General features: G+C 58.4%; 20 protein-coding genes and 7 pseudogenes. 15 read left to right on the forward strand and 12 right to left on the reverse strand.

The annotated features are described in order from the left end of the window. Positions 1-721: 721 nt before the first annotated feature. Positions 722-976, forward strand: coding sequence for a hypothetical protein (locus ACVWVY_RS38190; RefSeq protein WP_456631236.1), 255 nt, complete (start codon positions 722-724; stop codon positions 974-976). Between the two features lie 428 nt (positions 977-1,404). Next, a pseudogene (locus ACVWVY_RS38195) lies at positions 1,405-1,600 on the forward strand (hypothetical protein); the annotation flags it as partial. A gap of 531 nt (positions 1,601-2,131) precedes the next feature. Here the strand turns inward: ACVWVY_RS38195 and ACVWVY_RS38200 are convergent. After that, positions 2,132-2,557, reverse strand: coding sequence for a hypothetical protein (locus tag ACVWVY_RS38200; protein ID WP_456631237.1), 426 nt, complete (start codon positions 2,555-2,557; stop codon positions 2,132-2,134). Between the two features lie 1,161 nt (positions 2,558-3,718). Continuing rightward, positions 3,719-4,183, reverse strand: coding sequence for a hypothetical protein (locus ACVWVY_RS38205; protein ID WP_456631238.1), 465 nt, complete (start codon positions 4,181-4,183; stop codon positions 3,719-3,721). A 1,027-nt stretch (positions 4,184-5,210) separates the two neighbouring features. Between ACVWVY_RS38205 and ACVWVY_RS38210 the strand changes: the two genes are divergently transcribed. Next, entirely contained in the window at positions 5,211-6,194 is a 984-nt protein-coding gene (locus tag ACVWVY_RS38210; protein ID WP_456631239.1) for a YihY/virulence factor BrkB family protein, read from the forward strand. Further along, entirely contained in the window at positions 6,191-6,526 is a 336-nt protein-coding gene (locus tag ACVWVY_RS38215; protein ID WP_456631240.1) for a hypothetical protein, read from the forward strand. Before ACVWVY_RS38210 ends, ACVWVY_RS38215 begins: the two co-directional genes overlap by 4 nt. Before the next feature lie 1,076 nt (positions 6,527-7,602). On the opposite strand, the pseudogene ACVWVY_RS38220 reads toward ACVWVY_RS38215, so the two are convergent. Then, positions 7,603-8,201, reverse strand: a pseudogene (locus ACVWVY_RS38220) (L,D-transpeptidase). 172 nt (positions 8,202-8,373) lie between these two features. On the opposite strand from ACVWVY_RS38220, the gene ACVWVY_RS38225 reads away from it, so the two are divergent. After that, positions 8,374-8,520 (forward strand): hypothetical protein, encoded by a 147-nt coding sequence (locus tag ACVWVY_RS38225; RefSeq protein WP_456631241.1) that lies wholly within the window; start codon positions 8,374-8,376, stop codon positions 8,518-8,520. 536 nt (positions 8,521-9,056) lie between these two features. On the opposite strand, the pseudogene ACVWVY_RS38230 reads toward ACVWVY_RS38225, so the two are convergent. Continuing rightward, positions 9,057-9,268, reverse strand: a pseudogene (locus tag ACVWVY_RS38230) (IS3 family transposase); the annotation flags it as partial. 69 nt (positions 9,269-9,337) lie between these two features. Then, positions 9,338-10,680, reverse strand: a pseudogene (locus tag ACVWVY_RS38235) (IS110 family RNA-guided transposase). A 193-nt stretch (positions 10,681-10,873) separates the two neighbouring features. Between ACVWVY_RS38235 and ACVWVY_RS38240 the strand changes: the two are divergent. From ACVWVY_RS38240 to ACVWVY_RS38265, 6 genes and pseudogenes are all read left to right on the forward strand, one after another. Then, positions 10,874-11,102, forward strand: a pseudogene (locus ACVWVY_RS38240) (transposase); the annotation flags it as partial. Positions 11,103-11,689: 587 nt separating this feature from the next. Continuing rightward, complete coding sequence (locus tag ACVWVY_RS38245; RefSeq protein ID WP_456631242.1) at positions 11,690-12,313, forward strand: hypothetical protein; 624 nt, start codon at positions 11,690-11,692, stop codon at positions 12,311-12,313. Continuing rightward, positions 12,310-12,705 (forward strand): phage holin family protein, encoded by a 396-nt coding sequence (locus ACVWVY_RS38250; protein WP_456631243.1) that lies wholly within the window; start codon positions 12,310-12,312, stop codon positions 12,703-12,705. Before ACVWVY_RS38245 ends, ACVWVY_RS38250 begins: the two co-directional genes overlap by 4 nt. Further along, the gene (locus tag ACVWVY_RS38255; protein WP_456631244.1) at positions 12,702-13,433 is read left to right on the forward strand and encodes a hypothetical protein; all 732 of its coding nucleotides are present in this window, start codon (positions 12,702-12,704) and stop codon (positions 13,431-13,433) included. Before ACVWVY_RS38250 ends, ACVWVY_RS38255 begins: the two co-directional genes overlap by 4 nt. A gap of 517 nt (positions 13,434-13,950) precedes the next feature. Then, positions 13,951-14,493 carry an NUDIX hydrolase gene (locus tag ACVWVY_RS38260; RefSeq protein ID WP_456631245.1) on the forward strand — a complete coding sequence of 181 codons (543 nt, stop codon included), beginning with the start codon at positions 13,951-13,953 and terminating at the stop codon, positions 14,491-14,493. A 446-nt stretch (positions 14,494-14,939) separates the two neighbouring features. After that, positions 14,940-15,520, forward strand: a pseudogene (locus tag ACVWVY_RS38265) (transposase). Here ACVWVY_RS38265 and ACVWVY_RS38270 read toward each other — a convergent pair. After that, positions 15,477-15,614: a hypothetical protein gene (locus ACVWVY_RS38270; protein WP_456632507.1), complete on the reverse strand. Its 138-nt coding sequence runs from the start codon at positions 15,612-15,614 to the stop codon at positions 15,477-15,479. The pseudogene ACVWVY_RS38265 and the gene ACVWVY_RS38270 sit on opposite strands and share 44 nt — an antisense overlap. A gap of 64 nt (positions 15,615-15,678) precedes the next feature. After that, positions 15,679-15,920: pseudogene (locus tag ACVWVY_RS38275) on the reverse strand (IS3 family transposase); the annotation flags it as partial. A gap of 552 nt (positions 15,921-16,472) precedes the next feature. On the opposite strand from ACVWVY_RS38275, the gene ACVWVY_RS38280 reads away from it, so the two are divergent. After that, positions 16,473-16,676, forward strand: coding sequence for a cold-shock protein (locus ACVWVY_RS38280; protein WP_456631246.1), 204 nt, complete (start codon positions 16,473-16,475; stop codon positions 16,674-16,676). Between the two features lie 108 nt (positions 16,677-16,784). On the opposite strand, the gene ACVWVY_RS38285 is transcribed toward ACVWVY_RS38280, so the two are convergent. Continuing rightward, positions 16,785-17,084, reverse strand: coding sequence for a hypothetical protein (locus ACVWVY_RS38285; protein WP_456631247.1), 300 nt, complete (start codon positions 17,082-17,084; stop codon positions 16,785-16,787). Between the two features lie 2,503 nt (positions 17,085-19,587). Between ACVWVY_RS38285 and ACVWVY_RS38290 the strand changes: the two genes are divergently transcribed. Next, entirely contained in the window at positions 19,588-20,448 is an 861-nt protein-coding gene (locus ACVWVY_RS38290; RefSeq protein WP_456631248.1) for a hypothetical protein, read from the forward strand. Here the strand turns inward: ACVWVY_RS38290 and ACVWVY_RS38295 are convergent, their stop codons facing one another. After that, positions 20,449-21,324, reverse strand: a complete 876-nt coding sequence (locus tag ACVWVY_RS38295; protein ID WP_456631249.1) for a DUF3618 domain-containing protein — start codon at positions 21,322-21,324, stop codon at positions 20,449-20,451. Positions 21,325-21,745: 421 nt separating this feature from the next. Further along, positions 21,746-22,501: a patatin-like phospholipase family protein gene (locus ACVWVY_RS38300; protein ID WP_456631250.1), complete on the reverse strand. Its 756-nt coding sequence runs from the start codon at positions 22,499-22,501 to the stop codon at positions 21,746-21,748. Between the two features lie 469 nt (positions 22,502-22,970). Here ACVWVY_RS38300 and ACVWVY_RS38305 point away from each other — a divergent pair, with 469 nt between their 5' ends. Both ACVWVY_RS38305 and ACVWVY_RS38310 read left to right on the forward strand, forming a co-directional pair. Continuing rightward, positions 22,971-23,810 carry a Crp/Fnr family transcriptional regulator gene (locus tag ACVWVY_RS38305; protein ID WP_456631251.1) on the forward strand — a complete coding sequence of 280 codons (840 nt, stop codon included), beginning with the start codon at positions 22,971-22,973 and terminating at the stop codon, positions 23,808-23,810. Beyond that, positions 23,788-24,324, forward strand: a complete 537-nt coding sequence (locus tag ACVWVY_RS38310; protein ID WP_456631252.1) for a DUF1003 domain-containing protein — start codon at positions 23,788-23,790, stop codon at positions 24,322-24,324. Before ACVWVY_RS38305 ends, ACVWVY_RS38310 begins: the two co-directional genes overlap by 23 nt. Before the next feature lie 1,030 nt (positions 24,325-25,354). On the opposite strand, the gene ACVWVY_RS38315 is transcribed toward ACVWVY_RS38310, so the two are convergent. Together ACVWVY_RS38315 and ACVWVY_RS38320 are read right to left on the reverse strand one after the other, a co-directional pair. Further along, complete coding sequence (locus ACVWVY_RS38315; RefSeq protein ID WP_456631253.1) at positions 25,355-26,335, reverse strand: hypothetical protein; 981 nt, start codon at positions 26,333-26,335, stop codon at positions 25,355-25,357. Then, on the reverse strand, positions 26,332-26,610 hold the full coding sequence (locus ACVWVY_RS38320) for a hypothetical protein (RefSeq protein WP_456631254.1): 279 nt from the start codon (positions 26,608-26,610) through the stop codon (positions 26,332-26,334). Before ACVWVY_RS38320 ends, ACVWVY_RS38315 begins: the two co-directional genes overlap by 4 nt. Positions 26,611-26,612: the final 2 nt, after the last annotated feature.

The raw sequence follows: 26,612 nt of genomic DNA on the forward strand, positions 1-26,612 counted from the left end.
ACCACCGGCCTCCGAACGATCACTGTCTCGGCAGCGACAGGAGCCGGCTCCTCTACTATGACGCGGGGCGCGATTCGGTGCTCGTAAGTGTGAGTTTCACGCTCATAGGTCGGACCGCTGGTATAAGGCCCTACTGGCAGGTCGGAGGCCACTGCCGGCGAGGCAAGGGATAATGCGCTTGCCGCAGCCAAGATTGCTTTACGGATGTTCATTTTTGTCCTCTTTTGTTTCCTAGTTTCTCCCTCTGTGAAGCAACGCAGAAATCCCCCTGTTAGGTTCATGAACGCGTGCGTCGGTGAACCGTCAAATGACGGCGGCTCGAAGCCGCCAAAATCCATCCGCTGACGGACCCGCCGCCGCCTCACCATCAGCCGCGACTGGCCATGACCAAATAGGGGACGCTACTTTGGTTGCTCTGACGAATGTGAGTGGGGCGGCCGCTGCGGGCTGAGGAGACAGACCAGCGACGACCCCGCCGGCCCGAACGATCCGCTGTCACGGCCGACGCGAAATAACGAAGGACTGAACGCCTGGTTCTGGTCGCTTAAAATCGTTATTCGCTACGGCCGCTTAGAATGCGAAATAGGAACGTTTGCGCTCGAAGTGCATCTTACTTGAGCTTCCGGGACCACGAGTCCCATGGCCCCTGGAAGTAAGCGGCCCCGTCCTTCTTCCAGTGCAACGGTCGAGGCCGCTTCACTTCCTTAAATCGGATCCAGCCATGAACGTGTTCATTTATGTGGATACGAGCAAGGACGTCGGAGACCCCGATCACCTCAAAGTCTTCGCGACTGCCGATACGGCGGACACCTGGCTCGAGGAAAACGAGCCCGAAGGCGTCGCCTTTGAGTACGAGGTCCTCGAATGTAAGAAGGCGCGCCGGCTTCCACTGCTCACTTCTGGCGCATACAGTGACGGCCCCAGCGTTCTTCTAGCTGGGGCTGTTTCTACAGACGACGAGGAGCCGCCACCATGACCCGATTTGCTTGGTTAGGGGCGTTCTTTTTGGCCTTCGCTCTTACCAGACCTGCCTTCGGCACCGGAGGATGCGGCGTCGGTTGTCACAGCACATCTCAAGGCGCCTGTGTTCGCGACGGATGGCAAGAAGGTTTGCCCGTTCGGAATGAGTGCCCCGCTTCATCCCGTCCTACGCCACCATGCGGACCCTATCACCGATGGAGCCGCCGATCTGTAATGTGTGTCCCTCGTTGATTTGCTTACCCTCGGATGAATTTCGCAGCGCCTCTGGCGTCAGTCGGGCCGCCACCTGATGGCGATCTCCTTCCAAGGCCAATCCGTAGTGTTTACTTGCCCGGTCCGCCGCGGCTCAGTTCTGTTTCGCGGCGTTTCAGAACGATTAGCTTTCGGGCTCCCAAACGACCAAGCCGGATGTTTCGTCGGTCCCCCAGTGCCCAGAACTTCGGTGCCGGGATCGCCGGCGCGCCCGGCAATAAGAACGGTCCCGCCGTAAAGCCGGGAGATACCGTTGGATCTACTATGAACCAGCAGAATCCGACTGTTCAACAGCAGGACACGTCGAATATCAAAGGTATGCCTGGCAACAAATGGGCCGCCGGCCAAGAAACCTGAGCAACGGTGACCGTTGCAGAACGGGCGGCTGGCAGTTGAGGCGGCGCCGTCGCCCTTAAAGAGCGTGTTACCCGTCGGAGGTCCTTGGCACTGATCAACTATCAAAAGCGTGATGCGCGGGTCACCAAGGATCCGCGATACTCGGACATCGGCCCGTCACTCACGTTCACAATCATCGCGGCGCCGAGCAGCAATATGAGGAACGTCAACACAACCAATTCTCGCCATCGCCATGACATGCGGCTCTCCCGTTTTCCGCATCAAGGGGGATCGGTGTAAGGAGTTCCTACGCGCCAGATATCAATATGCAGAGTCTCTGTGTTTCGTCAGGAGCCGAGAATCGGCCAGCCAACGAGATCCGGTCACGTTTCGGGTGACGTCGAGACGATCGGCTACTCAGAAAACCTCGATGCGCAGATCCGCCTGTGCAGTCGCGGTCATGCCGCTAATCTACGCAGGCGGATTGCGATCATTTCCAAACACGTGTCCGAAACGGCAAGCGCCATAGCTAACCAAGATGTGCGAAGACCCATTAAGCTATCTAAGCCGGCAATGGCGCGTTTTCGGGACTGCCGAGCGCCTCATGCGCTTTTGGAGGTTTTGAATTGTACGATGTCACGGGCAATTGCAGCACAGTCACTCGCTGCCCTAGTATTAGTTGGGTCACGAGCACCCGGCTGCCATCTGGAAATTCAATCGCGTCGTGATGGCGCTGGGGCACCTGCGGATCCAGCACGCTGAATTTTCCCACGCGCGACTCGATAACTTTTGGCCACAGCCAATGGCTTTGGTATTTCACGTTATCGGCGAAGTCCAGTTCGGTACCCGGAAGCATGCACACCGCTACTTCAGGAGCGCTTTCCGAGGCAAACCCACGAGTGGTGGTTCGGGGAAACGCAGTCGTAATCAGCGTCTCTCCAACTTGGGCGGGGCGGCTTGCTACAGCGTGTAAACTATAGTCACACATGGGATTGCTCCTCAGTTCGGCCGCGCCCCCGCAGAGGCGCAGGACCTGTTAGAGTGAACCGTTCTCCGAGCGATGAATTCCGACGCTTTTAGCGTCGCCTCTAAAAATGCTACTGAATTAGCGGGGTTCCTGTCGCCGGCAGTAAATTCATCGCTGCGTCGCACCCGCTTCATTGTCTCCATTTCAAAGGTGATCCATTGGGAACGCCGTTGAGCGGCTCTCCGCACCACGACTTCTCAGGTACGCCAGGTCGCGAAGTGGTGGGCAACACCGCATCTTTTGTCAGAGCGGCACGAAAAGCCGAACAGGTAAGCCCTGTCTTGCGCATGGGGTACGCAGCTATCGCTTTTGTTGCATGCGCGAGCCAGAGTGGGCACTCAGAGGCGAGTGTAAAGAAAAGTTTCGGGATGGCACGCGAACGAAGGAGGCCGCCGAAGCAGTGAGATCGCCGGAAAGTTTTGAGAAGGGCAAATCGTCCGTGGTCGTGTTCGGTGAATCCTTTCAGCGCGTTCGCCCATTGCGAAGAACGATTAAACTGTCCATCAAGCTGAAAAAGGTCGTCGAACGCCCGGTGACTTCTTTTATCCAGAATTCAGCAAGGCGAACTGACAATCACCAGCGATAGCGATGCTCGCGATAAAAGCGAGGGCTGCCACCGTACGCGTAGGCGTGACGAAACCCGGCGTTACCTAGGGCCATAATAAGCGGGAGCATAGCTCGTCGTGTATCCGCCGTAGTATGCGGGAGCGTAGCCATAGCCGTAACCCGGAGCGTAGCCGCCGTAATAGGCAGGGGCATATCCACCATATCCCGGACCGCCATAACCCGGACCATAAGCGTAGGCGTTGGACGCTATGCCTCCAGGGGTTTAGTTTTGCTTGAATCGGCGGCGCTTTTGCATGCGCTGCTCCATTGCATTGGAAGAACACGAGGGGGCTTTATCGTCGATGCCGCGCGGTGATGGATAGACCCTACCACCATGCAAACTCCCTGTGTCTGCTGGTCGACTGAACAAGCGATTATCTTTGCAGAAACGCATAGAAAGCGAGGTTTTCGCATTCGCGTTTAGTTGGGCAGGTGATGCAGACCTAGGCTCGGAAGCTGGACGGGCGCGCAAGGTTCTCGACCATGATCCCCCTCGACAATTTCTTCGTGCCTGGATTAAACCTCGCTATAATCGGAATCGCTCTGCTCACGTAAGGCCCTGAGCGCCTTTGCATTCTCAGTTGATATGTAATCACGTGCTGCAGCCTGATGCTTGTCATAAAGCACAAGCCAGCGCCGTTCGTTCAGTGATTGGCTATCGTCTGTCGGCACAAAATTTGCATATGACATCAAATCGTCAAGACGCTCGAACTCTCGAGTCTCTTGTGCAGTTAGTCCGATGAGGATGCGGTTGCCTTCAGCATCCAAGATGTAATTATCATCATCATAGGCCGGGATAGTTTCAACGAGCGCGAGATTAGCATCTCTCACGTTGACGCCCCGACCAGTCTCTCGAGCGATTTTGCGCGCTACCTTGAGCGAGAGGTCGCGATCTGACGATTCAAGTACGATAATGCTTCCATGCCAAGCAAACGGTGGGGGGTCCGTCTCAGCTGTGGTGGACGGCGACTTGAGTGTCATGCGAGCATCCCCAAGTTACGCGGGGTGAAAGAAAGAAATGGTTCAGAAAAAACAAGCTGGCCCGGCTTGTCAATCTTCACTTCACTGGCGCAGAGGCCACTGATGAAAGTATTGTTCGAGAATGCGCGCTTACAGCGCCGCTGCTTTCCTCTTCAAGTTGACAACAATGGATTGGATCATCATCATTCCAGGCTACCGCCCCTTTGATAGACTGTCTGTCTACTAGCCGACAGAGCGATAGGACTGAGTGACGGGAGGTCGGGAGTTCCCAAACCTACTCCCGGGCAGGGCGGGCTCTGCGTCGGCAAATCGCGAGGCCGCCTCAGTGGGGCCGTTATGGGCGTGTCCGCGCCACTGCTCAGCGGTTTCCGGTTTGTCCCTCGGCTGGCACAAAATGTACGTGAGCAACGGGGGCGGGAAATTCAGTGAACGGAATGATGCGACCAATCCGCTCGATAAGGAGGCTTGGCTGCGCCTCGCTGCGGACTAGATCAAGCTGGCCGAAGATGCCGCGCAACCGCGGTCTCGCGGCCTGAACTTGGGAACGCCGCTGGTGAGCCTGCCAGCTGCAGCTGTCATGTGCCTCGTCACTCGGCGCCAGCGCGCGAACGAGTCTCTGCGGATCCGGGGCCGCAAACCTGCTTAATGTTCCGCTGCTCTGTCTAATGTTTGACGACTCGCTTTAAGGTCTAGCCGGTGCAGCCTCATTAGCTGAAAGCCCAATTGGTGCAGATCGTTTCGATATGGCCCTGGCGGAAGCTTTCGAGCACGGCGAAGCGTGTCGGCGGCCTGCTCCCGTATGCGGGAGGGCACCATACTTAGTGGCGTTTTCATTGGGTTTGCCCCGTCAGCGGATGATCAAGCCAACTTAATCGAAAGTTGGCGCCGCCGTCTGTCCGCTTCCCGACCGAGACAACAAATTAGGACGCTCGAGCCAACGTCGATTTGCGCTTTCCGGCAGCTTAGGAACGATCTCTGAAATTCTGTTTTAGCTCCGTTTCCAGGAAGCTCTAACAGGACCGTGATGATGCCAGCGCAATCCAATCATTTGTATGACCGTCGCAAGCCGGACGTCGGAGCCGAGGACCGTGGTCGGGTTGCAGAAGCGCCTTCGCAGATTCCGGCTAAGGGCTGGCGAGACGTCCTGCTACGAGTCTTTCATGGTATCTCTGAGGACAGGATTACCACGATGTCGGCAGGCGTGACGTTCTTCGTTCTGCTAGCCATATTCCCAGGTCTGACAGGACTGATCTCGCTCTACGGGCTGTTCGCTGACGCCGGAGCCGTCGGCCAGCACCTGGACAGCCTGGCCGGCATCCTTCCTGAAGGCGGCATGCAGATCCTCCGCGAGCAGCTCCAGCAGCTGACCTCGCAACCTCCGCAAAGACTCGGCTTGGCCACGGTTGCGAGCCTTGCGATCTCGTTGTGGAGCGCCAATGGTGGTATCAAGGCGGTGTTCGAAGGTCTCAACTCGGTCTACGAAGAGAAGGAGAAGCGCGGCTTCATCAAGCTCAATGCCATCTCGCTGGCTTTTACCCTGGGCGCGCTCATCTTTGTCATCGCATCGCTGCTGACCGTGACGGTACTTCCGCAACTACTATCCTTCCTGGGAGCTCCGGGGCTCGGACTGATCGTGGACTGCGCGCGATGGCCGGCTCTTCTGGTGGCCGCCGGCCTCGCTATCTCAATCACTTACCGGTTCGGCCCGAGCCGGGACCGGCCTCAGTGGCGCTGGATATCTCCGGGCAGTTTCTTCGCGGTCATCGTCTGGATTGCGGCTTCGGTACTATTCTCCTGGTACACCTCGCATTTCGGCAATTATAATAAGACCTACGGATCACTTGGTGCCGCAGTTGGTTTCATGACCTGGATCTGGATCTCTACGATGGTGATCCTGATCGGAGCCAAGATCAATGCTGAGCTCGAACACCAAACCTCGGTCGACACGACGACAGGCCACCCGGCCCCACTGGGTAAACGTGGCGCACGCATGGCGGATACGGTCGGGTGAACGAGATCGTTGCGGCCACAAAGAGATTTGGCGGACGAGTGGGCGAAGTCCCGCGGGGAAAACCGGCGCTGCGCGTCAACCGCGGCGACGGCGATGCGCCTGACGCAGAGTTCTTGGGACCCAAGTTGAGATATCAATCGATGACTGATGATTTCCACTTACCAATTCGGAAACTGCCTATGACAAGGGAGGGCTACATAGCACTGCAAAAAGACCTGGCCCACCGCGCTCAGGTAGAGCGTCCGCGCATTGCGGAACGCATCAGGGACGCCATCGCGGACGAAGATTTCGGTCTTCTCGCCGCTTGCAGCCCGCCAAGGTCGGTAACATAAGATGCAATTTGCGCAGATAGATCCAAATCCAATTGGTATTTTCTAATTTCTTGCGTGCCGCGGTAAGCGGTTCGGGCACCCTAATACGAGCCTGACTCGTGATCGGATTCCGCAGGGCATGAAAGGATCACCCGAATGGCTAATCACTGGGTCTTCGTGAGGGTCGCGCTGCACTCACGAATTGGCGTTGCTGGTTACGGCGCGCGCGAGCTTCTTCAAGCTCCCAGAACGCCCAGATAAAGCACGGGCCAAGACAAACATGATCAGTATCAACAAAAAAGCCTGATCGCTGGCAGACTCAATCACGAGATTCCATTTCAATGTAAAAGAGGAGCACTAATACCAGAGGTCGAACGACATCCGCAGCTACGTAGCTGAGGGAACGGAAACTACCGGCAACGGAGCGGTCTTGCGAATCATGACACTCTGATGCGGTCGCGGCGCTTGCTGCTGTCGCGCGGGCCTTCAGCGCGGCCACGCTCTTGTGTGCCGGACTCCTCGCGCTGCCCGCGGCTCGACTCGCTGCCGCGTGCAGAGGGACCTTCGGTCCGGCCGCTCTCGCGAGATTCGGACCCAGCGCCCTGCGTCATTCTTTCGTTGTGGGAAGCGCCTTCCCCACCAGAAGCGCCGCTGCCCATTGGGCCTCCGGAATGGCCACCCGACGCCATTCCCTTTTCGCTCGCCGCGCCGCCGGCACCGCCGCCCGCGCTACCGACACCTTGCGCTGACGCAAAGCCCACGCCAGCGAGCAATACTACCGTCGTGACCAGAGACCTACTCTTCACTCTGTTCATCATCGAAATTCTCCTCCTTGGTTGCTCGCTCGCTTTCCATTTGGATTGAACCTGGACAGGTCGACGCCGCTTCAGGACGCGAGTGTCCGTCCTGAGCAACTGGGCGGGTATGCAATCGTTCCGGTTACTGACGATCGTCGGTTCAATTCTGACAAGGCCGATGAACCATATCGTCATCAACAGATCGAATTGACCTGCGGTTCGGCCAAGGCCCGCCGTTCGCCGCCGCGAGGGCGTTCGCGGCGGGGCTTTCGTGATCTCTCTCGATAAGCCCGCCAGACCTCAGCGACGGCCGGCGGCGGCGAATTCCACGGGCGTGCCTTTCGACACTCGGGCGGCTACGCGCTCGGCATCCCAGTTCGTAAGACGCACGCAGCCGTGCGATTCCGCCTTCGAGACCTTTCCCGGTTCGGGCGTGCCATGGATCCCGTATCCTTCCGCCGATAAGCTGATCCATACCGTGCCCACTGGGTTGTGGGGGCCCGGTTTGATCGTGAACGGCTTGTCGGAACGCACGCCCTTGAAGTGGTACTCCGGCTTGTAGCGATAGGTCGGATTGCGGCTCCGGTCACCTTCAGCGTGCCTGACGGCGAGGGCTTCTCTTCGCTTCCGACGGTGGCCGGATAGAATCCTATCAGGGCGTTGGACTTGTCGAACAGCTTGACGGTCTGCCGCGTCTTGTCCACCTCAATCTTGTCCGCCTTAACAGAATCGTCGCCCTCGCCAACGCCGGTATCCACTACGACGATGTTTTCGCCGGCGTGGTCGAACTTCTTTCCAGGATTGAGGCGCGTTAGAAGCTGCTCGCTCATATGAAACTTCTCGGCGATTGCCTCTATTGAGTGAAGCCCGAGTTTCGCAATGTCCTTCATGTCCTCCATCTTCGAAGGAAGCTTGTCGAGGAACGGATAGGAACGTGACGCCGCAAAAGCATCTTAAGTGAGCTTCCTGGACCACGGATCCCATGGCCCCTGGAAGTAAGGCCCCGGCCCCCTGCTGTTCTCCGGTGTGTCGGTCGGGGCCGCTTCTATGTCCGACAGGATGAATCCGCCGATGACAGTGCTGATCTACGTGAATACGAGCAAGCAGGTCGGCGACCCCGATCACCTCAAGGTCTTCGCCAACGCCGACGCCGCGGCAACCTGGTTCGCGGAAAATATTCCGAAGGCGTCGCCTTTGAATATGAGGTTCTGGAAATAAAGCAGCTGAGGCGCGACCTTACTTCTCGGCTGACAAATCTTCCACGGCTCGTGGTAGCTGTGTTCCGGGGACCTTAACCAGCTGTTGATCTGCGACGCCGTTTCGGACTGGCGCACGCGCCGCAACAGCAACTCTCGTGCTAGACTGCCTGCCGGCTGCTCCTGCGCCGCTTCTCTAAACCTTATCGCCTCTGCTGCTAACTGCTCCTCGAAAGTCCCAGTGCGTTTGACTTGTCTACGCTATTTGACCCTGGTGATCTCCCAAGCTCGCACTTGGAAATTGCAACCCGTTTTCTGCCGATGGTAGTCGGGTATCGAACAGAAGCATCTTAAAACTGCGCGCGCTCAAAAGGAACAAACGCCGGCCGAGTGAGTAGATATGGGCTTCCGATTCCAGCCCCCAGTCCGACCCGGGAAGCAAACATCCCCCAGTTGTGAAGCGAACTGGGGCCGTTTATTTTGAATGCGAAAAACCCGGCGTTTAGGCTGGGCGATCCGCAAAAGTTGCTGACGTTATGAAACGAAACCATTCATGATGCGCATCAACCGCTCGATCCGACCGCGGCTCACCCCGCGGCCCTGAGCCATCAGCTCGGCAAGGATGCGCGGGCTGCCATAGCGTCCGCGGGTGTCGCGACCTGCTTGATGTCGTCGACCAACTCACGATTGGCGGCCGATCGCCGGCTCTCCGGGCGGGAGCGCCAGGCATAACGGCCGGCCGGCGAGACGGCGAGCACGTCGCACAGGATAGTCGGCGCGGCAATCTCCGATGAAGCTGACTCTCATTTCGGTCCCCCAGAAAGATCGCGATCGACTTCCTAAGAAACAGCCGGATTGGCATCCTCTCCCGGAATGGCCTGTAAGACGAAGCCTAGTGATTTGGCCCGTCGCTGAAGGTTAGAGAGGACGCGACTGCGATATTGTTGCTCATATTGGTCGGCACCTGGGTCCTTGTAACTCATGCCGTGCCGAAGTGTGTTGTAGAACAAAACTGCGATCTTGCGGGCGGTCGCTGTTACGGCCTTCGACTTGCCGGCACGTGTGGCCAGCCGGCGATAGAATGCGCCGAGCGCTGTCTCGCTCCGCCCGACGGTTGTGGCTGCCAGACGCAACAGTGCGGCTGCCCGACTGGAGGATCGCCGGGTGCGCGAAGATAGCACCTTGCCACCGGAGATTTTGTTACCCGGTGCCAGGCAAAGCCAAGAGGTGAAGTGTTTAGCGCTCGGCCATGCCCTCAAATCTGTGCCGCACTCGCCGACGAGCTTCAGTGCCAGTGAGGGACCCAATCCATGGATCTCAGTCAGATCTACGCCGAGCACGCCGTACAGCGCGGTCCTGACATCGAAGGTAGGTGTATTGACCTGCTTGGTCTTGATGCGTGGTTTGGATAGCTTTCCGACCGGCTTTACCCCTTTGCTGCTCAATGCAGCTATCAGGACTTCGAGCTTGCGGTCGCAATCCAGCATCTTTGCCTGATAGACGTCGTAGAGTTCTAGTGATTGGCTGAGGGCGAAGACATGTTCATCCCGGTCGTTGCCGACCAGTGCTGCGCGGATTGTCTCGGCCGAAGAATGGCACCGTACATCCCGGTAGGTTGCCAACACGTCAGGATTACGTTCGCCTGCAACAATAGCTCGGATAATCCGCATGCCCGTCGCGCCGGTGATATCCGAGACAACATGATGGAGTTGCAGGTTCATTTCCATCAGGGCCTTCTGCATATGCTGGATGTGGGCGGCGGCATATTCCACAAGCCGCTCTCGCTGGCGCAGATAGGCGCGCAGGGTTGCAATCTCGGCATCGGGCCGGAAGCTGCCGCGCAACAGGCCATAGGAATGAAGCTGGCGTAACCACGCGGCATCGCTGACATCGGTTTTGCGGCCAGGCACATTCTTGGCGAACCGAGCATTGACGAGAATTACATCAAACCCGCGCTGCTCCAGGATCTCATAGACCGGGATCCAATAGACCCGGTGGATTCCATCGCAACACTGGTCACGCCACAGGCTTTGAACCAATCCGCCAGATCATGCAGGTCTTGTGTGAATGTGCCGAACGAGCGCACAGCCACGTCGGTGCATGCGGGGTTCACCGCAGCCATGTGCATCTTTGATCCGCCGAACAGAAATCCGGAATGACATCGCCTCAGCTCTTTCAACATGAGGGCAATGAAGCTACGAGAAGCACTTCCATACCATAAGAGGCAGATCACCGCAGCAGAAGGGGCAGACAAGAATTATGTCAATCGTGATATTGGACACCGCGCCGCGACGCTACAGCGCCCCCGATACTCTGAACCTACTCCGAATTGATGGACACCTGTAGTAGGCTCGAAGAGCCTGGAGAGGTGTTGGATGAAAGGACGTCAACGGCGTTCGATTACGGACGATTATAAGCGGCAAGCGGTCGATCTGGTGGTTTCGAGCGGTCGTTCGATCGGGTCGGTGGCCAAGGAACTTGGCCTGCGCGATTCCGTGTTGCGGCGCTGGGTGGAATTGCGTGGGGCTGGGCGGACCCCGCGGCGGAGATCGCGCGCCTGCAGCGAGAGATGAGCGGCTGCGTATGGAGCGCGACATTTTAAAAAACTGTCCAGGGCCGTGGCACGCCTGTGCGGTGTAGAAACAGCCTTGTGCTATCGTCTGCAGCCGGGAGGGTAGCGGCCGTCAGCTTATTGGAGGCACAATCCCCGTTAAAAAACGTGGTCCATGGGTGCATGCGGACTTGAGGGTGGTGACGCCGCTCCGGCGACGATCCCGATTAGGAAGATGACAATTGGCATAACCCAGACCCTCCTGCTCACGATTTGAACGGAGGATGCTATGCCCAAGACGACGACCGATAACCGCCCCGAGTTCAAGCCGGTCAACTTCGGGGCCGCCGCCATCGACATCCCTTCCGAGCACCACGGCCGAAGCCCGCGTGGTCGGCAAAGCCAGTGGCCGGATCAAACGCTCGGCGAGTGCCGCAGCTCAGTCAGGATTCGAGGCCGCGAGGGACACCGTTTTGTCGGCGGCGGATGCTGCTGCCAAAAGCGTCTCTGCGGCCGACCTTGGCGGACACGCCAGCCGTATCACTGAGGGCGTGACCGAACGTATCATAGAGGTGGCCGACGACATTGTGACAACGGCCTTCGATCCTTCCCGAAACCCACACAGCTGATAGAGGCCGCCATGAGCGATATGGATCTTAACACCCCCAATGCGAATTCCTCCCGGAACCAGAATGCCGGCTCGTCGCAGAACCTGAGGGACCAAATGGCGGACGCTGGTGCCGAGATTAAGCAGCGAGCCGGCGATGCCCTGAGAGCATCCACCGAAACAGCTCGCGACAAATTCAAGGAAGCGGCCGATGCAGCCAAGGAAGCCGCGGCCGGAGCTGCGGATCGTCTCCAGGACCAGGCCCGTGAACAACAGCGGTCGGGCGCCGATTTCGTCGGCCGTTTCGCCGGGAATATCAGGGATGCGGCACGCGCGTTTGAAAACGACGTGCCGTTCGCAGCCCGCAGCATCAATTCGGCGGCTGAATATGTTGACGAAGCCGCGGACAAAATTCGCAACGGCAGCTTCCGTGACGTGCTCGATGGTGCGACGGATTTTGCAAAGCGCCAGCCCGCGGCATTTCTCGGTCTGTCGGTGTTGGCCGGTTTCGCCGCCGTTCGCTTCCTGAGGGCGTCGGGAAGCCAGAGCTCTTCGAGCCAGGACGCTTCCTCACCTTACCCGTCGTCCTATAATCCATCAAACTTCAACCCATCCTCGTCCTACAGCTCGGGATCCCACAAGGGTGATGCATCATGAATACAAAGACTGATTTTCGGACACTCTCGCATCTCTTCGGCGATGCGCTGTCGCAATTGTCAAAACTGTTCCAGAACGAGGTTGACCTCGCCAAGGCCGAACTCGGCGAGAAGGTTCAGCAGATCGGTGGGGCCGTCGGCCTCCTTGCCGCCGGTGCCGTCCTGGTTATTCCGGCGATCGTGATGGCCTTATTTGCGCTTTCTGCAGCCTTGATCGCTGGCGGCTGGACCCAGCCGACCTCCTATCTGATCTCCGCGGCTGTTGCCGCAGTGCTCGCAGGTATCTTTTTCGCGATCGGCATGAACCGGCTCGACGCACGCCGTCTGGCGCCGCGTGAAACGTTGCGCCAACTCGAAAAGGACAAGGATACGGTGAAGGGAATGGTCCGATGAGGGATTCGCAAGGGAGTTTTATGGATAGCCTGACCGCTGCCGCTCGTGAAAACCCACTGGCGGCGGCGCTGATCGGTGGCGGGGCGCTGTGGCTGCTTATGGGTGGCGACAAGCTCAGGAACGCGGTCGCGCCGCTTGTCGAGATCGGCACGCGTGCGCAAAGGTCTGCGGCTTCCAGTTGGGGCGAGACCTCCGGCTCAGTGCGCGCCTCCCAAATGCAGGACCAAGCGGCGCGCAGCATCGACCTAGCCTCGCGCAGCATCAATGATACGGTCCGTAACGCCCGCATGGCTGCGTCCGATGCGATGTCAGGCGCGGCAGAAACGATGAATGAGCGGTTGGATGAAGGCGTGGCCGGCGCCCGGGAAATGTTCGACCGGCTGGGCCAAGCGCTGCCGAAAAAGGAAACGTTGAGGCAGGCCCAATTTTCGTTGTCCGATCTAATGGAACGGCAACCGCTGGTCCTCGGCGCCGTAGGCCTTGCGATCGGCGCGACCGTGGCCGGCGCTCTTGCCAAGTCCAGTCTCGAGGACGAGTGGGTCGGGGAATTGAGTGACGGCCTGAAAGCAGACTTGAAGGAACGTGCCGGTGCCGTATCGCAAAGTGTCCGAGAGGCCTCTGACACGGTGAAGGCCGAATTCGCGGACGCCGGTGCCGAATATGCTGACCGAGTCCAACAGGCCGGCCGAGATGCGCTGGATGTGAGCCGGGAGACGCTGCAACAGTAGTCTTTGGCGCGGCGACAAGCTGGGTTACATCGGGCCAGGATGGACGAATTGTCGAAGAGGCTAGGTAAATGCCTCGCCGTTAGATGATCGAACAACCAAGCGCGGGCGGCTATCCCGGCCATTCTCCTACGCGCACGGTCACTGAACAAGGATAGAGAAATGAGGAGCCCAACGCCTGCGAACTCGACTGCGACGTCAGTGGAAAGTCTTTAGGAACGGGAGTTCTGTAGATCTCAGGCGAGAACGTGCGCCCCGAACATCAACCTGCGCCGATCTCACTTGCCACCGAAACATTGGACCCTGCAGGTTACATAATCCATTCCGCTGGGCCAGCAGGAGGGTGTTTTCCAGTGATCAGGCCGGTGTGCGGTGCGAAGTTTGGCGAATGAATCCGCGGCCGGCGACATGATGTAATTGTCAATCTTATGGCAGCGGAACATCGGAATACACTGTATGTCGTGCTGGGTACACGCGACGGCGCTCTGCAAGTGACTGCATCTTTGGACGAGGGCGCCGTATGACTGATTGGCCAAAACTGATTGCACGTAGGCATGTCCCTATCTCCGAATGGATGACAGTCGTCTCGAAGGACGTTCAGCTTTCTCCACACGCAAGAATTGAAACCTATTACGCCATCGAACAGCCAAGCTATCTCGCTACCGTGGCAATGACGCGGGAGGGGCGAATACTGCTTGTTCGTCAGTATCGTCCTGCAATTGAGCGATATTCGCTTGAACTTCCCAGCGGTCTCCTTGATCAAAATGAGGATCCAGCAACCGGAATAGCTCGCGAGCTCCTGGAGGAGACAGGATATACGGCCGAGACCATAACCCTGATCGGCAAAACGGCCACATGTTCAAGCCGCATCAACAACCACATGTATTCGTTTTTCATTGTGGCCGGACCGCGTACCTTTGGTTTTGTCGAGGAAACCGGTGTTTCGGTAAGCTCGGCAACGCCGCGCGAGCTTCGCGAATTGATTCGTTCTGGCGAATTCTCCGAGCAAACACACCTGGGTGTCCTTGCGCTAGCGGTCGCTGAGGGATTGTTGGCTTTCTAAATTGGCCTCGCGTCCCGGCACAGATCTGCCACGGCGGCAGAGCGGTTTTATGCCAGGCGGCCGGGCGACGGAAAGTCAAGCCGCTCGTCGCGCGACCGCGAGCCCGAGCAGTAGGCGGCTGGCGCTACCGCGCTGGACCCAGTCTTGCGGCCAATGACCTTGACGTAAAGATGATAGATCGCCATCGCGATCAGATCATTGACACGGCAGAGCGTACATCGGAACGACGTATAAGCGCGCTCTCCCTCCAAAAGTCTCGGGCGGGACGACGCCGTCTCAGGCTGTCTTACAGCATTCCGGAGGCTGCTCAACTATCACCGCTCCATCGACAAGCTTGGGGAAGATATGATGCGCAAGCCAGGGGACGTAACCGACTCAGACTTCAAGGGGCTGGGTGAACGGCCCCCGGGTTTGCCGGAGGCTCCAACTCCTGAGAGGATGGAGCCATGACAAGCAAGACGACGAACGAGTTCTCACCCGAAGTCCGGGCTCGTGCAGCTCGGATGGTTCTGGATCACGCCAACCAGCACCCATCGCGCTGGGCGGCGGTGACCTCCATTGCGGCCAAGATCGGCTGCACGCCGCTGACACTGCATGACTGGGTCAAGAAGGCCGAGATCGACAGTGGGCAGCGGACCGGCGTTCCGACCGAAATGGCCGAGAAGCTGAAGGCCCTGGAAAGGGAGAAACGCGAGCTTCGGCAGGCCAACGAGATCTTGCGCAAGGCGAGCGCTTATTTTGCGGCAGCGTCGGAGATTCCTATGACAATACTCTCGCCGAAACCATCAACGGTCTCTACAAGGCTGAGGTGATCCATCGGCGCGGGCCATGGCGCAGCTTCGAGGCCGTCGAGTTCGCGACCCTCGAATGGGTGGATTGGTTCAACAATCGACGGCTCCTGGAAGCCCCATCGGCAACATCCGCCGCCGAAGCCGAGCAACGCTACCACGCCATGCTGGAACAACCGGCCATGACGGCAAAATCTAAACCAAACGGCCTCCGGCAATCCCGGGACGGTTCAGCTTGAAAAGCCCGTCCGCACCTGTGAGGTCTTCAGGCTTCTCATAGTTAGCAAGCAGTGGATCCAGTAGTTCAGCTGTAATCGTCGTGTCGCTCGTCATGTGAGTCTCCTCGGTAAGGTAAACTCACAGAAACCTGCTTACACATTCTTTCTGACGCCCTCCGAAAGTCGAGCGACCAGCGCAAGTTCTGATCTTGCGGGCGCGGGTACCCAGTGCTCGTTTGCGGCCACCGCCCTTGCGTACGATTAGCTGCTCCTCCTTGTAGAGCCGGTGCAGCTTCTTCCGATTGATCCGGACCCCTTGCCAAGCCAGTAGCAGCCCCAGGCGGCGGTAGCCGAAGCGGCGTCATTGCGAAGCCAATTCCTTCAGTAGGATTCGCAACGCGCTACCGTCCGGTCGCGTCGATTCCGGATACTAGTTAGTTTGGCCGGCACTATCCTTCATCGCGTGGATTTCGTTTGCCGAGATGATGAGGCCGCCAAGGAGCGCGCGGAGAAGCTCGTCGACGGACACGACGTAAAGCTATGGAATGGCCGGCGGAAGATCGAGACTTTCCTGCATAAAAAGTAAGAGTCGAAAATTTGCTTTTCTGTCGGGAAGCGAACAGACGGCCGCGTTAACTTACAATTAATTTTGCCTCATCATCCGCTGACGGGGCAAACCCAATGAAAACGCCATTAAGCATGGCGCCCTCCCGCATACGGGAGCAGGCAGCCGATACCCTTCGCCGTCCCTGACCATACCGGAATGACCTTCGCCAATTAGGTTTGCAGCTATTGAGACTTCACAAGCTAGCCTCAGAGCGAACGTCAGGACAATCGACAAGACAAATTAGGAGTGCGGAGAGAGCCGTCGCTGTTCCCAAATCCGGCGGCAGGCGGCTTTTGCCTTAGCCCTTTATTTGCCGGATTTCTGTCACCATCCTATCGCGCTCTAGAATTTTTGGGGAGAAACGACGTGGCGACAGGTACGGTTAAATGGTTCAACGCGACAAAGGGCTATGGATTCATCCAGCCCGACACTGGCGGCAAGGACGTGTTCGTCCATATTTCGGCTGTTGAGAGAGCGGGCCTGAGCAGCCTGAATGAGGGCACTAAGGTAAGCTATGAATTAACGGCTAACCGCGGGAAAGAATCCGCCGAAAACCTCAGGGTAGGTTGATCCGCGCGGTCAATTCACGTGGGCCGCAGACGGGAGTCTAGAAGTGGGAGATCTGTTGTGATGACGGAGAGACCGCCCGTGGGGCGGCCTCTTCTCTCGCAGCGGCTTCTAGTGTTTGTTGGAACCCTTTTGTACAGCGCCTGGTTCCTTGGCTGTGCCCGTGTTGTTTACGCCAGCCGCGGTACCTGCGCCGGACGTGCTGGCATCGCCGCGGGACGAAGGCGTTCTGCTGGCACCCGTGGTGCCTTGCCTCATTGCGCCGTCCTTCATCACGCCTTGCGATGTGCCTGGTCCGACGTTGCCCGAACTAGACGGGCCGTTGTCATTGGGCTGAGCGGCGGTCTGCGCGAAGGCGGTAGGCGACGCAAACGCAAGGATACAGGCGGATGCCAAAATGATCTTCTTCATTTGTTACCTCCGTAGTGTTCGTCTTATCGACCCTTGGCAAACCGGGACCAATCGCGTTCGTTCCTACGTGCTGGCGAGCGCTGATCGAATAGAGCAGTACAGTCATAGTGGATTCATGTGGCCGATGGGAAGCGGCCCCGGCCGCCAATGGAGGAAGCCAAGGGGACCGGGGCCGCTCGCTTCCGAGATGCCTTGGGAGCACGGTCCCGGAAGCTGACGCAAGATTCGACGGCGCGATCCATTCGTATTCCGAGAGGCACTCCATCAGACGCGTTCCACGGGGGGTCAGCAGGCTTTCCCACAAATTTTGGAGCTCAGCCACTTATCGATGTTGGACGCAGTCTCAGCCTGCGCAACTCGCCGCAGAAGCATTTCCCGAGCGAAACTCCCGGGAGGCAGCTTGTCGGCAGCTTCTTTGAACTTGGCCGCCTCTTTCGAAAGCCGCTCTTCAAAGGTGTCCCTGTGTCTAACACGCTTGCGCTGCTGAACCATTTGGACGGCCGGTTTGAGCCCTAGCTCAACTACATTTAAGTCGGATTGAACTTTACCGTCTGCGCGGTAGCCGACAGATGACGGCAGTAAAATCGCATTCTTATGAAGCGGCCCCGGCTTCCCGTTGGCGCCGCTCACTTCAGGGGGTTGGGAGGGTAGTCCCGGAAGCTCTCGAAAGAATGCTTTGCGCGCGCAACCGTTCCTATTCCAAGCGCTGAGCAGTCCTGGCTACCAACTTGCTTTGTCGAGGGCCAACGAAGGGACAGATTGACGGAGGACTTGTAGCGAACCTGCCGGGCTTCGCTAAACCTCGTGGATTGCGGAGAGGGGGCCTCAGGCGCCGTAATCGGACCTCATGAGCACGAAAAGTCGAGTGGTAATCTAGGGCGGCCAGGATAATGGGCGCCGAGATACGGGCCCAAGGCGCGCGGCAAGCCGCTCAGAAAGCCAACCGATGCTGATAGGGCAGAGGCCGAAGCCTGGTCCAGTGGACATGGAAGGCTACGGCGGGCCCGCGCATCCATCTTCGACAATCGGGCAGTGCCTCAATGGCGGACTCGGCTAGCTCGAGGTTGAATACAATCGCTGCAAGACCCGGACGAGCCTTCCGCTCGACGCCATTCGCCGGCCGCGGGATGTGCCGATCCGGAAGCTAGAACTGAAGTGCCGGTCCTGTGGGAAATCCGTCCGCGTTGACGGACTGGAAGAGCAACTCGTGAAAAATTATCCGAAGCGCGGCAAAGCATTGTTATGATCCGCTGTAAAGAACAACACCCATTTGCAAAAGTGCAGCTTGTAGTGTCCGAACAGGATCGCCCTTGCCGTTCTATCAACCGGCATGCATCTCCCGGCTGTTCAAGGCTGATCTTGGCCTTGGCTTAGCCCGTTTCCCTTTTCCGGTGCTCCGCCTCCGCCTGAACCATACTGGGCACAGTCCTGGCGGGGCGGGATATTGCTGGGGCATGCAGGGCCTCCGCACTGAGGAAATTGATGCCCTTCTAAACAGGCGCGAGTAGGAACTTTGAACATATTCGCGGTTCCCGCGTCATAGCAAATTTATAGATAGTCGAATATTTCACCTTGCGGTCAAAGAACGAGCGGGTCGAACTTCGAAATGAAGACTGAGATATCACAAGCTGGCCCTGCAGATGGCGACGGATCCGGCCACCGCGCAGCGTATCAAGGAGCTGATTGGCGATCTGCAGAGAGAGTGAGATCGACGAGTGAGGCCGAAAAGTCTACACGGCTACCGTTGTCCAAGTGTTCTCTTTTTATCACCACGGCACCTTTACTGTTGGTGACGATAGCGCAAGGGCTGCTGTTCGTTTCGGAGTTTTAGTTCGTAGGCTCGCTGACTCACCCAAGGAAGCCGTGATGGCGGTCAGCGGAATTGTAACAGCGAACGGGGCGGTCCTGAAGGCGCTAGCACAAGAGGTCCCCAACGCAGGCGCCAACCGCTAGTACCGGGAATCATAGCTGAGTGATACGGACAAACGCGGGACGTGCTGCCAAATTCTGAATCACCTTTGAGCAAAAGCGGGTACTAGGGGGGGGCGTCTTCCTTTTCGGGCTGCGGGAAGACTTTTTGACCTGATCTAGTTGGCTGCCTGAAGGCGGCGAGGGCGCGGTGACAATGGCGCGTTGTCTGTCTTCATGACCTTCAGCCAATGGTCGATATAGGCCGCACTTCCATGCACGTGCCGGTAGTCGATTCCAGCACATAGAAAGCCCAACACATCTGGGCTGTGATTTCCTCTGCGGCGTAGGCGCTGTCGCCGACCGAAAGCTTCCTGCTGTTGAGGCTGCACAAGCTACGCCTCAAATCCGGATGACTTGAACTCGACCGAAATTGCATGTTGTTCCCGATTTTTGGAACTTTGCCGGTTGCGGCAAATTGTGGATTGGCGTGGGGCGGGCACAAGGAGAAGTTTCATGAACGGACTTATCTATCTCGTCGGCCTCGTCGTAGTCATTTTGGCCATCTTGTCGTTCTTCGGCCTTCGGTGATGCCATGGATCAGAAAATCACACCCATGACGCGAACCGATGTTGCGACTGGCTACCTGGAATGGTCGCCCATCGTGCTCGGCGCATTCGCAGCGGCTGCCCTGTCCTCGGTGTTACTTGGTTTCGGCATCACGATTGGCCTAGGCGTCTCTTCGACAGCGCCGACCTGGCGTGATGCGTCGGCCGCGCTCGCGATCCTGTCCGGCCTTTACTTGATCCTGCAAGCGGTCCTCAGCTTCGGCCTTGGCGGTTATCTTGCTGGACGGGTTCGAGCGACGACCGGCGCCAGAGCTGCAGCTGTGGAGGAGACTGAGCGTGCCGATGGCGTCCATGGCCTCGCTGCCTGGGCCCTGGCCGTAGTCATGGGCGCGATCCTAGCAGCTCTGATCGGTGCAGCCGCCGTCAATCGGACGTCCCCAACGCGCAGCGGAGCGCAGGCAACAGCGGCTGAGCCGCTGCTTAGCTATGAGCTTGACCGGCTGTTTCGTGCCGGCCGCCGCAATCCCACCGTCGACCTCAGCGCCGAACGCGCCGAAGCTGGGCGCATCCTCCTCACGGCCTCAAGTCACGACGGCCTGAGCTCGGATGACCGCACCTATTTGATTCAGCTGGTTGGTGCCCTGACCGGCCTATCGCAAGCGGACGCTGAGCGGCGGACGGATAACGCGATTGCGAGCGCCAAAACTGCCATTGCACGGTCGCGACGCAGCGCCATTATCCTCGCGTTCTCGGTCGCCACCGCCGTGTTGCTTGGCGCTGTGGCCGCATGGGCCGCCGCCTGTGCTGGCGGACGACACCGGGATGGCGCGCCTCTGCCAGACTGGATGGCGCGCACGGACACCCTCGGGCGACGGCGCGCGTTTTAATCATCCACTGCCTGCGGCAAGGATCGCTCCAATGGCGACGCCGAGGCCGCCGATCAATGCCGCATTGTCCTGGATTACCTTGCCTGCGTTCGCCGGAGCGCTCGTTGCCGTCGAGCGTATTCGCTCCATCCGCTCCTTTGCAATCTCCGAAGCGGCATCCATTCCGGACCTGACATTGCTGGCAACGGTTTCGGCGGCCTGCGTCGCGCGGTCCTTTAGATCACCGGCTATCCCGTTCGCCGCATCTGCCAGCTCGCCTGCGTATTCCCGAGTTTCACCGGCCATATCAGTAGCCTGATGTTCGGCATGGGACATGGCTTTCCGCATGCCGTCGCCGAGACTCTGCGCACGTTCCCCAGCCTCGTCGATAAACTCGCTTGCCTTGTCCAGGGTTGGAGCCACCACGGCAGCAGCGCGATCACGGACCGTTTTCGAATTAAGTGCAAAGCCTGCTCCGACCATCAACAGCGGCAGCGGAACCCCGCGCGCCAGGCGTAGTGCCGGCACGGCAACTGCAGCTCCGGCCGCGATTGCCTGCATCGGGTTGTCCATGGCCTGCTGCTTTAGGGTATCCAACCAGCCATGGGTTTTGTGTCTAATGAAGCCGGTTACCTCGGTCTTGATGTTCTCCGGCGAGACCTTGTGGCGGATGTCTTCGGCCGTGTCGGCGATCTGTTCCCTCAACCGGTCGACGGTCGCCGCAAGCTCCGCTCGGCTTTGCTCGGATTCCCGCCGTAACTCTTCTACGGATCGTGTCATGACTTTCACGCCCTGTGGTTCGTTTTGATATTTAATAGCGAATTCGCACGGTGTTGAAATGTTCCTAAAGGCCTCGTGCGCCGCAGAAGGCGCGCACGCCATGGATCCCTTGGTCAATTCGGGCCGTCCAACAGAATATTACACGGACGGTTCGCGCCTACCGGGCCGACGGATGCGTGTTATGGCTCGGCCGCGAAGACGTCACGGTCATCGATTGAAGTCAGCTTGCTCAGCCTCGTCCGCCGGCGGGGAACTTTTATGATGATCGCCGTAGCAGCGGCCTGGTAGAGCCCGCCGCTCATTTTCGGCGCACAGCGATGAGATCATCTTCACACTTCAAGTCCAACGCATGATCCATATCCAGCAAGCCGGCCTTCCAGCGCTGCGCCAGAGCGGCAGGAGATAACTCAAAGGACTTCTCGGGGCCCGGCTCTTCCGTGCCCGGCCGGTAACTCAGCAAGACAATCCGATCGCGTGGACGTGACTGGGGACCACCTTCGAGCTCTCCCTTCGAGCTTTTCGCAATTCAACGCAGTATTTAAGCCGGAGATAGGTCTGATTTCCGAACAGAAGATCGCTTTTTCGTTCGATGGCGCCTTCCAGAGAGATTGGCCGGTCGCCGTCGCGAGCATAGAGGTCGATGATATACAGCGACAGATTCACCCTTCACGTCGCTGTCTAGAATCGGATCGAACGGCGCGTTATACGATAGCCCACCATCGCCTAGAAGTCGGCCATCAAGTTCGAGCGGCGCGAACTCTGGCAGGAAGCCGCAGCTCGCCATCAGGTGATCGATGTCGATCCGCAATTTAGACGAATCGAAGACGACCGGCTCTCCGCTTTCAATATCAGTCGCAACAATCGATACTCGGGTCTGTCCGCTATTTAGACGGCCAAAATCAATCAAGTTTCGTAACCGCTCCCGCATCGGGCTCAGATCATACAAGCTACGGAATACGAACGGGTCAGTCGAGGGCAAGCGCGGGTGAAAATGACCGCGACTGCCCACGAGGCGGGTACCAATCGCGCCGATCCAGCCATAAAGATGCCGCCAAGGCTCAGGCCGATTGTTCTCCAACGGCGGAAAATTCCAAAAAGCGCGAAGCGGCTCGACCCCTCTGTCGCTGGAATTTCCGGCGATCAGGGCCGCCGTTACTGCGCCGGCCGACGAGCCCGCCAGCCAATGCACTCGGACCGATCGTTTCCAAAAGGCCTCGTAAGCGCCGGCATGGTAAGCGGCCAACCCAAGGCCTCCGCCAAACGCCATCGCAACCGTCTTTGAAAAATCTCGCATCTGTTATCGGGCTCGGGCGGCGCAGCGCCCCGGCCGCCGCCTCCGTGAGAAGATCGCTTGCAACCTTTCGCCGCTGGTTTTCGTTCCGCCGGCCGACCCCGAAACGATGCTTTTTGTCAGCGGCGAACGTCAGAGCGGACCGGCCAATCTCGCGTTGATTTTTGACTGCCTCCATTCGGAGCAAAACATTCCGGCCGCCTGCTAAACGGCAAATAGGTGATGGTGCTCAAGCGAAACAGCCGCGGAGGCGAACGCAGGACAAGATCTCACCGCTTATGTCAGGCTCCCGACGTTACGAGATCAAAGGAACGTTCATGCAATTTCCGCGTTCCCGCGTACAATATCTATGTGAGTTAAATTGAGCGGCAACAGCGGCGTAAGATCGGGCGTGCGACATGGATTTCCAACGGGGCAGCAAAAGACTTTTCCAGAGCTACTGCACCTCGTCTTCTTGCTAGCGAGGTAAGGCATGGACACTGGACGACCATATTCACGGCTGCTGTCTCGCGTCGAACGGCTTAACACGCTTTCGCCCGCTGACTGCCGACGTATCGCCGAGCTCCCGCTGAAGGTCGTCAACTATTCCGCCGATCGTGAAATCGTTTCCTACGGCTATTCCACCTCGCGATGTACCCTTGTGCTGGATGGCTTTTTGTACAGCCACAAGCCCGTCGCGGGATCTCGTCGCCAGATCACCTCGTTCTTCGTTCCCGGCGACGTTGTTGACCTCCCAACATTATACTTGCCGAGGGTCGATCACACCATCGCAACCCTTGGGCCAGCGGTGCTCGCCTTCGTGCCGCATGCGGCACTCAAGGAGGTGCTGGATGGATCATCCACGTTGGCTCAGGCTTTTTGGCGCGAAACGCTGATGCAGGCGGCCATATTCCAGGAATGGGTCGTCAATTTAGGACGGCGCGACGCCTTTGCGAGGGTCGCGCATATCATCTGCGAGCTAACCGTGCGGCTTCAATCCGTTGGTTTGGCGCGTGATTTGTCGTTCTCCATGCCTTGGACGCAGATGGACGTTGCCGACGCCTGTGGCATTTCAAACGTCCATGCCAACCGCGTCATTCAGGAGCTACGGCATCTTGAACTGGTGGAATGGAACTCTCGACGGCTGAAGATCCGGGACTGGAATGCCCTGACACGACTTGCAGACTTCAATGATGACTATCTGCAATGCTACGCGATCCCGGAAAACGATGCCACGCCCGCGGAACGAGACGCTTCCGAGGTGAATTCGACGAGGATGCCCATGCCATCTGCTACCCGCGGAGCTTCTGGTGTCCTCAAGGCAGACCATTGATGAACACCCGCACGAGGGCGAGTTAAGTTCTGCGCTCCGCAGAAACATCGAGACTCTACGTGAACGGCGAAAAACGGAGAAACTTGAGGCCAGCAACGAAGAAAAGCTGGCCGACGCGATCACCAGTTTCACCGGCAGCATGCGGTTTGTCTGTCTGCATCTGGTGATATACGGCGTCTGGATCGCCTGGAACTTGATGCCCGGCGTTCCGCATTTCGACCCAACTTTTGTGGTTTTGGCCATGGCAGCGTCGGTCGAAGCGATCTTCCTCTCCACCTTCGTGCTCATCAGCCAAAACCGTGCACAGGCCGCAACCGACAAGCGCGATGACCTCGATCTGCACATCAACCTTCTTGCCGAGCACGAACTAACGCGACTAATTGAGATAGTCTCCGCGATCGCTCAGAAGCTTGAAGTCCGCACCGGCGCAGAGCAGGAAGTCGCCGAGATCACGAAGGACGTGGCCCCCGAAGTTGTCCTGAAGGAAATCGAGCAGCAGGATCGCAGACGTTGAACCTAAGCGCAGCGCCTGCGGGCAGCCCACATACCTCTGTCGTATACCGGACAGACAGGCGGCGATGGCAGCGCTAGCGTTTGCCGTAGAAGTATCGACTACACACCCGACCAACACCGAAAATTCAATGGATCTGCGAATGCCTCGTGTCACTCGCCGCAGTTGGACTGCCGATCAAATCACCCTTCTTTGTGCGCTCGTCGATCGGGGCGTCTCGCCGGCCCGTGCTTCAGTAGTGCTGAAGCGTCCAAGGTTGGCAGTCCAGAACAAGGCCAGAGAACTAGGCAAGCCATTCGTGGACTTCCGAAAGGTGCGAGCGATGCGGCTGACGAAAGAAGCGCAGGCGCGCAAGATAATCGAGCACGCGGCGCAAAGTTCGTCCCGGTCCTGACGGCGCTTCGCGGCATACGCACTTGAATCACAAGTTAGCCCGCGAACAGAGCTCTAAGCACTGCGGTTATCGATGCTGACAAGACATAGGCGACCGTCGCGCACAGCAGGTCGATTTCCCAATTCGAGAACGGCTTGGACATCAGCTCTCTCCATCTTCCGGAGAATGCCGGTCGGCAACTGACGTTCCCAACTTCGGCGCGCATTTTGGACGACCGTGCGCCGAGTGGAAGGGGCAGCCAGGCCAAGGCAGACGGGTAGAAGCTGAAGCAGCGCGGGCGCGAGCTATGCCGATTTTTTCAAGGAAATTTCGCTAAGCGCGGTTCGCGCAATCGTCATAAAATCGCCCAACGTAGTAACTCCATGTCGCGCACTATGCAGCAGCTTCTTGGCAACGCGTTTTCGAATTTCGTGATCACCTCCATGAGGCAAGACCCGACATACCTGCTCGAGCGCGACGTCCATATTCGCTGCCGTCCTTTCGTCCAGCTTTTTCATGTGCCACCTAAATACCTGTCCTAACGGTTGAAATAAGAGCAATCGTAGCGAAGTTGGCCCCGCAACGACATAACTTATGTTAAAAGGAAGCCGCGGCACTGGCGTGTTTGGCGAGCGAAGCTATGTCGGGTATCGGACGCAGTCAGGCAGGCGGCGTCATAGTCTGCCTCCCGCGCGGAATTTGGGACGCCAGAGCGGAGCTGACGTCTTCGATCACATCTGCCCAATCTCCTGCGAGGCGCTGATGAAACAGTCTGGCGCGCGGATACCAAAGGGAAGCACCGCCGCGCATCGGCCACCGCCAGTCGCAATCCGCATGTAACATCACCCACGGTGCGTAGCCAAGCGCTCCTGCCAGATGCACCACCATAGTGTCGACGCTCACGATCACATCCAGTTCTCCCATGCGCCGACCGAGCTCGATGACGTCTGGCGTGCTGATGTCCCTGGCCCCGATCCGGTTCGCCTCGCCCGGTGCGGCTCCCCTCTGCAAGGAGTAAAGTTCAATTCCTGGTCTATTGAGCTTCTCGAGCAGGACCGCCGGGATGGCGCGACGCTTGTCCCAGTTTCCGACTTCCCAGACCAGTCCCACCGCGAGCGCTTCCCGCCTGACGATCGATGCCGGGGCCGGGCAAGGCGGCAGCTTGAGGTAAGGCCCGGACAGCTCGATCAGGCGACGGCACGCCCTGATCGCGTGCGGGATTTCCATGATCTCGATATCCAGCTCGTACTCGACATCCGGCGTACCGTCGTGGAGCGGAATAGCCTGGTCCACGCCTTCGACGCGTTCAATGAGCGACAGAAGCTCCGGCTGGCACCACACCGAGAGCTCTCGCGTGAGTCCGGCAAGAGGCGGCAAAAACCGGGCAAATTGAATGCTATCGCCGAGTCCGTGATAACATCGCACCAGAACCCTGCGATTCCGCAGCTCCTCGCCCCGCCAGATTCGCTGCAAATGTCGCGGCCCGCTATGCTTGTCTTCACGGACTTGACGGTATGTCAGCAGGTCGCGATCGGTGATCGCCCAGGCCCGCTCAAGCTCTCCGGCCCGCATCGCGGCAATCCAGTCGTCGTCAGTCCCCTCCGCGGCCCGACCGATCGCCGCCTTCGAGAGCGCAGTCATTCGGCAGAACGTCGCACGAACTTGTGAAAACGGCTCAGCTTACCGTCCTTGGTGCGGTCCTGATACAGAAACGCGAGTTCGGACTCGTCGAACTTGGCGAAGAATTCGTCCCATTCGATCTCTTCAAGTCGATCTTCCGCAGGCCCAAAATCAATTCGAAGAATACCTGCGTGCCCGTCCTCTTCGGTCGCACGGACTGTTGCCGGCCGCCCGTCGCGTTCCTCCGCCCATTTCCTGATGACCTTGTGATCCGTCGTCGTTGCGCTGTCACTCATAA

This window comes from Bradyrhizobium sp. URHC0002, assembly GCF_054059515.1.

Bases quoted from the DNA above. Each gene is read 5' to 3' on its own strand.
- ACVWVY_RS38305 (WP_456631251.1), top strand. From the start codon at position 22,971: ATGGACACTGGACGACCATATTCACGGCTGCTGTCTCGCGTCGAACGG.
- ACVWVY_RS38245 (WP_456631242.1), top strand. From the start codon at position 11,690: ATGAGCGATATGGATCTTAACACCCCCAATGCGAATTCCTCCCGGAAC.
- ACVWVY_RS38250 (WP_456631243.1), top strand. From the start codon at position 12,310: ATGAATACAAAGACTGATTTTCGGACACTCTCGCATCTCTTCGGCGAT.
- ACVWVY_RS38205 (WP_456631238.1), bottom strand. From the start codon at position 4,183: ATGACACTCAAGTCGCCGTCCACCACAGCTGAGACGGACCCCCCACCG.
- ACVWVY_RS38255 (WP_456631244.1), top strand. From the start codon at position 12,702: ATGAGGGATTCGCAAGGGAGTTTTATGGATAGCCTGACCGCTGCCGCT.
- ACVWVY_RS38285 (WP_456631247.1), bottom strand. From the start codon at position 17,084: ATGAAGAAGATCATTTTGGCATCCGCCTGTATCCTTGCGTTTGCGTCG.
- ACVWVY_RS38225 (WP_456631241.1), top strand. From the start codon at position 8,374: ATGACAGTGCTGATCTACGTGAATACGAGCAAGCAGGTCGGCGACCCC.
- ACVWVY_RS38260 (WP_456631245.1), top strand. From the start codon at position 13,951: ATGACTGATTGGCCAAAACTGATTGCACGTAGGCATGTCCCTATCTCC.
- ACVWVY_RS38290 (WP_456631248.1), top strand. From the start codon at position 19,588: ATGGATCAGAAAATCACACCCATGACGCGAACCGATGTTGCGACTGGC.
- ACVWVY_RS38320 (WP_456631254.1), bottom strand. From the start codon at position 26,610: ATGAGTGACAGCGCAACGACGACGGATCACAAGGTCATCAGGAAATGG.
- ACVWVY_RS38315 (WP_456631253.1), bottom strand. From the start codon at position 26,335: ATGACTGCGCTCTCGAAGGCGGCGATCGGTCGGGCCGCGGAGGGGACT.
- ACVWVY_RS38270 (WP_456632507.1), bottom strand. From the start codon at position 15,614: ATGACGAGCGACACGACGATTACAGCTGAACTACTGGATCCACTGCTT.
- ACVWVY_RS38300 (WP_456631250.1), bottom strand. From the start codon at position 22,501: ATGCGAGATTTTTCAAAGACGGTTGCGATGGCGTTTGGCGGAGGCCTT.
- ACVWVY_RS38190 (WP_456631236.1), top strand. From the start codon at position 722: ATGAACGTGTTCATTTATGTGGATACGAGCAAGGACGTCGGAGACCCC.
- ACVWVY_RS38210 (WP_456631239.1), top strand. From the start codon at position 5,211: ATGCCAGCGCAATCCAATCATTTGTATGACCGTCGCAAGCCGGACGTC.
- ACVWVY_RS38200 (WP_456631237.1), bottom strand. From the start codon at position 2,557: ATGTGTGACTATAGTTTACACGCTGTAGCAAGCCGCCCCGCCCAAGTT.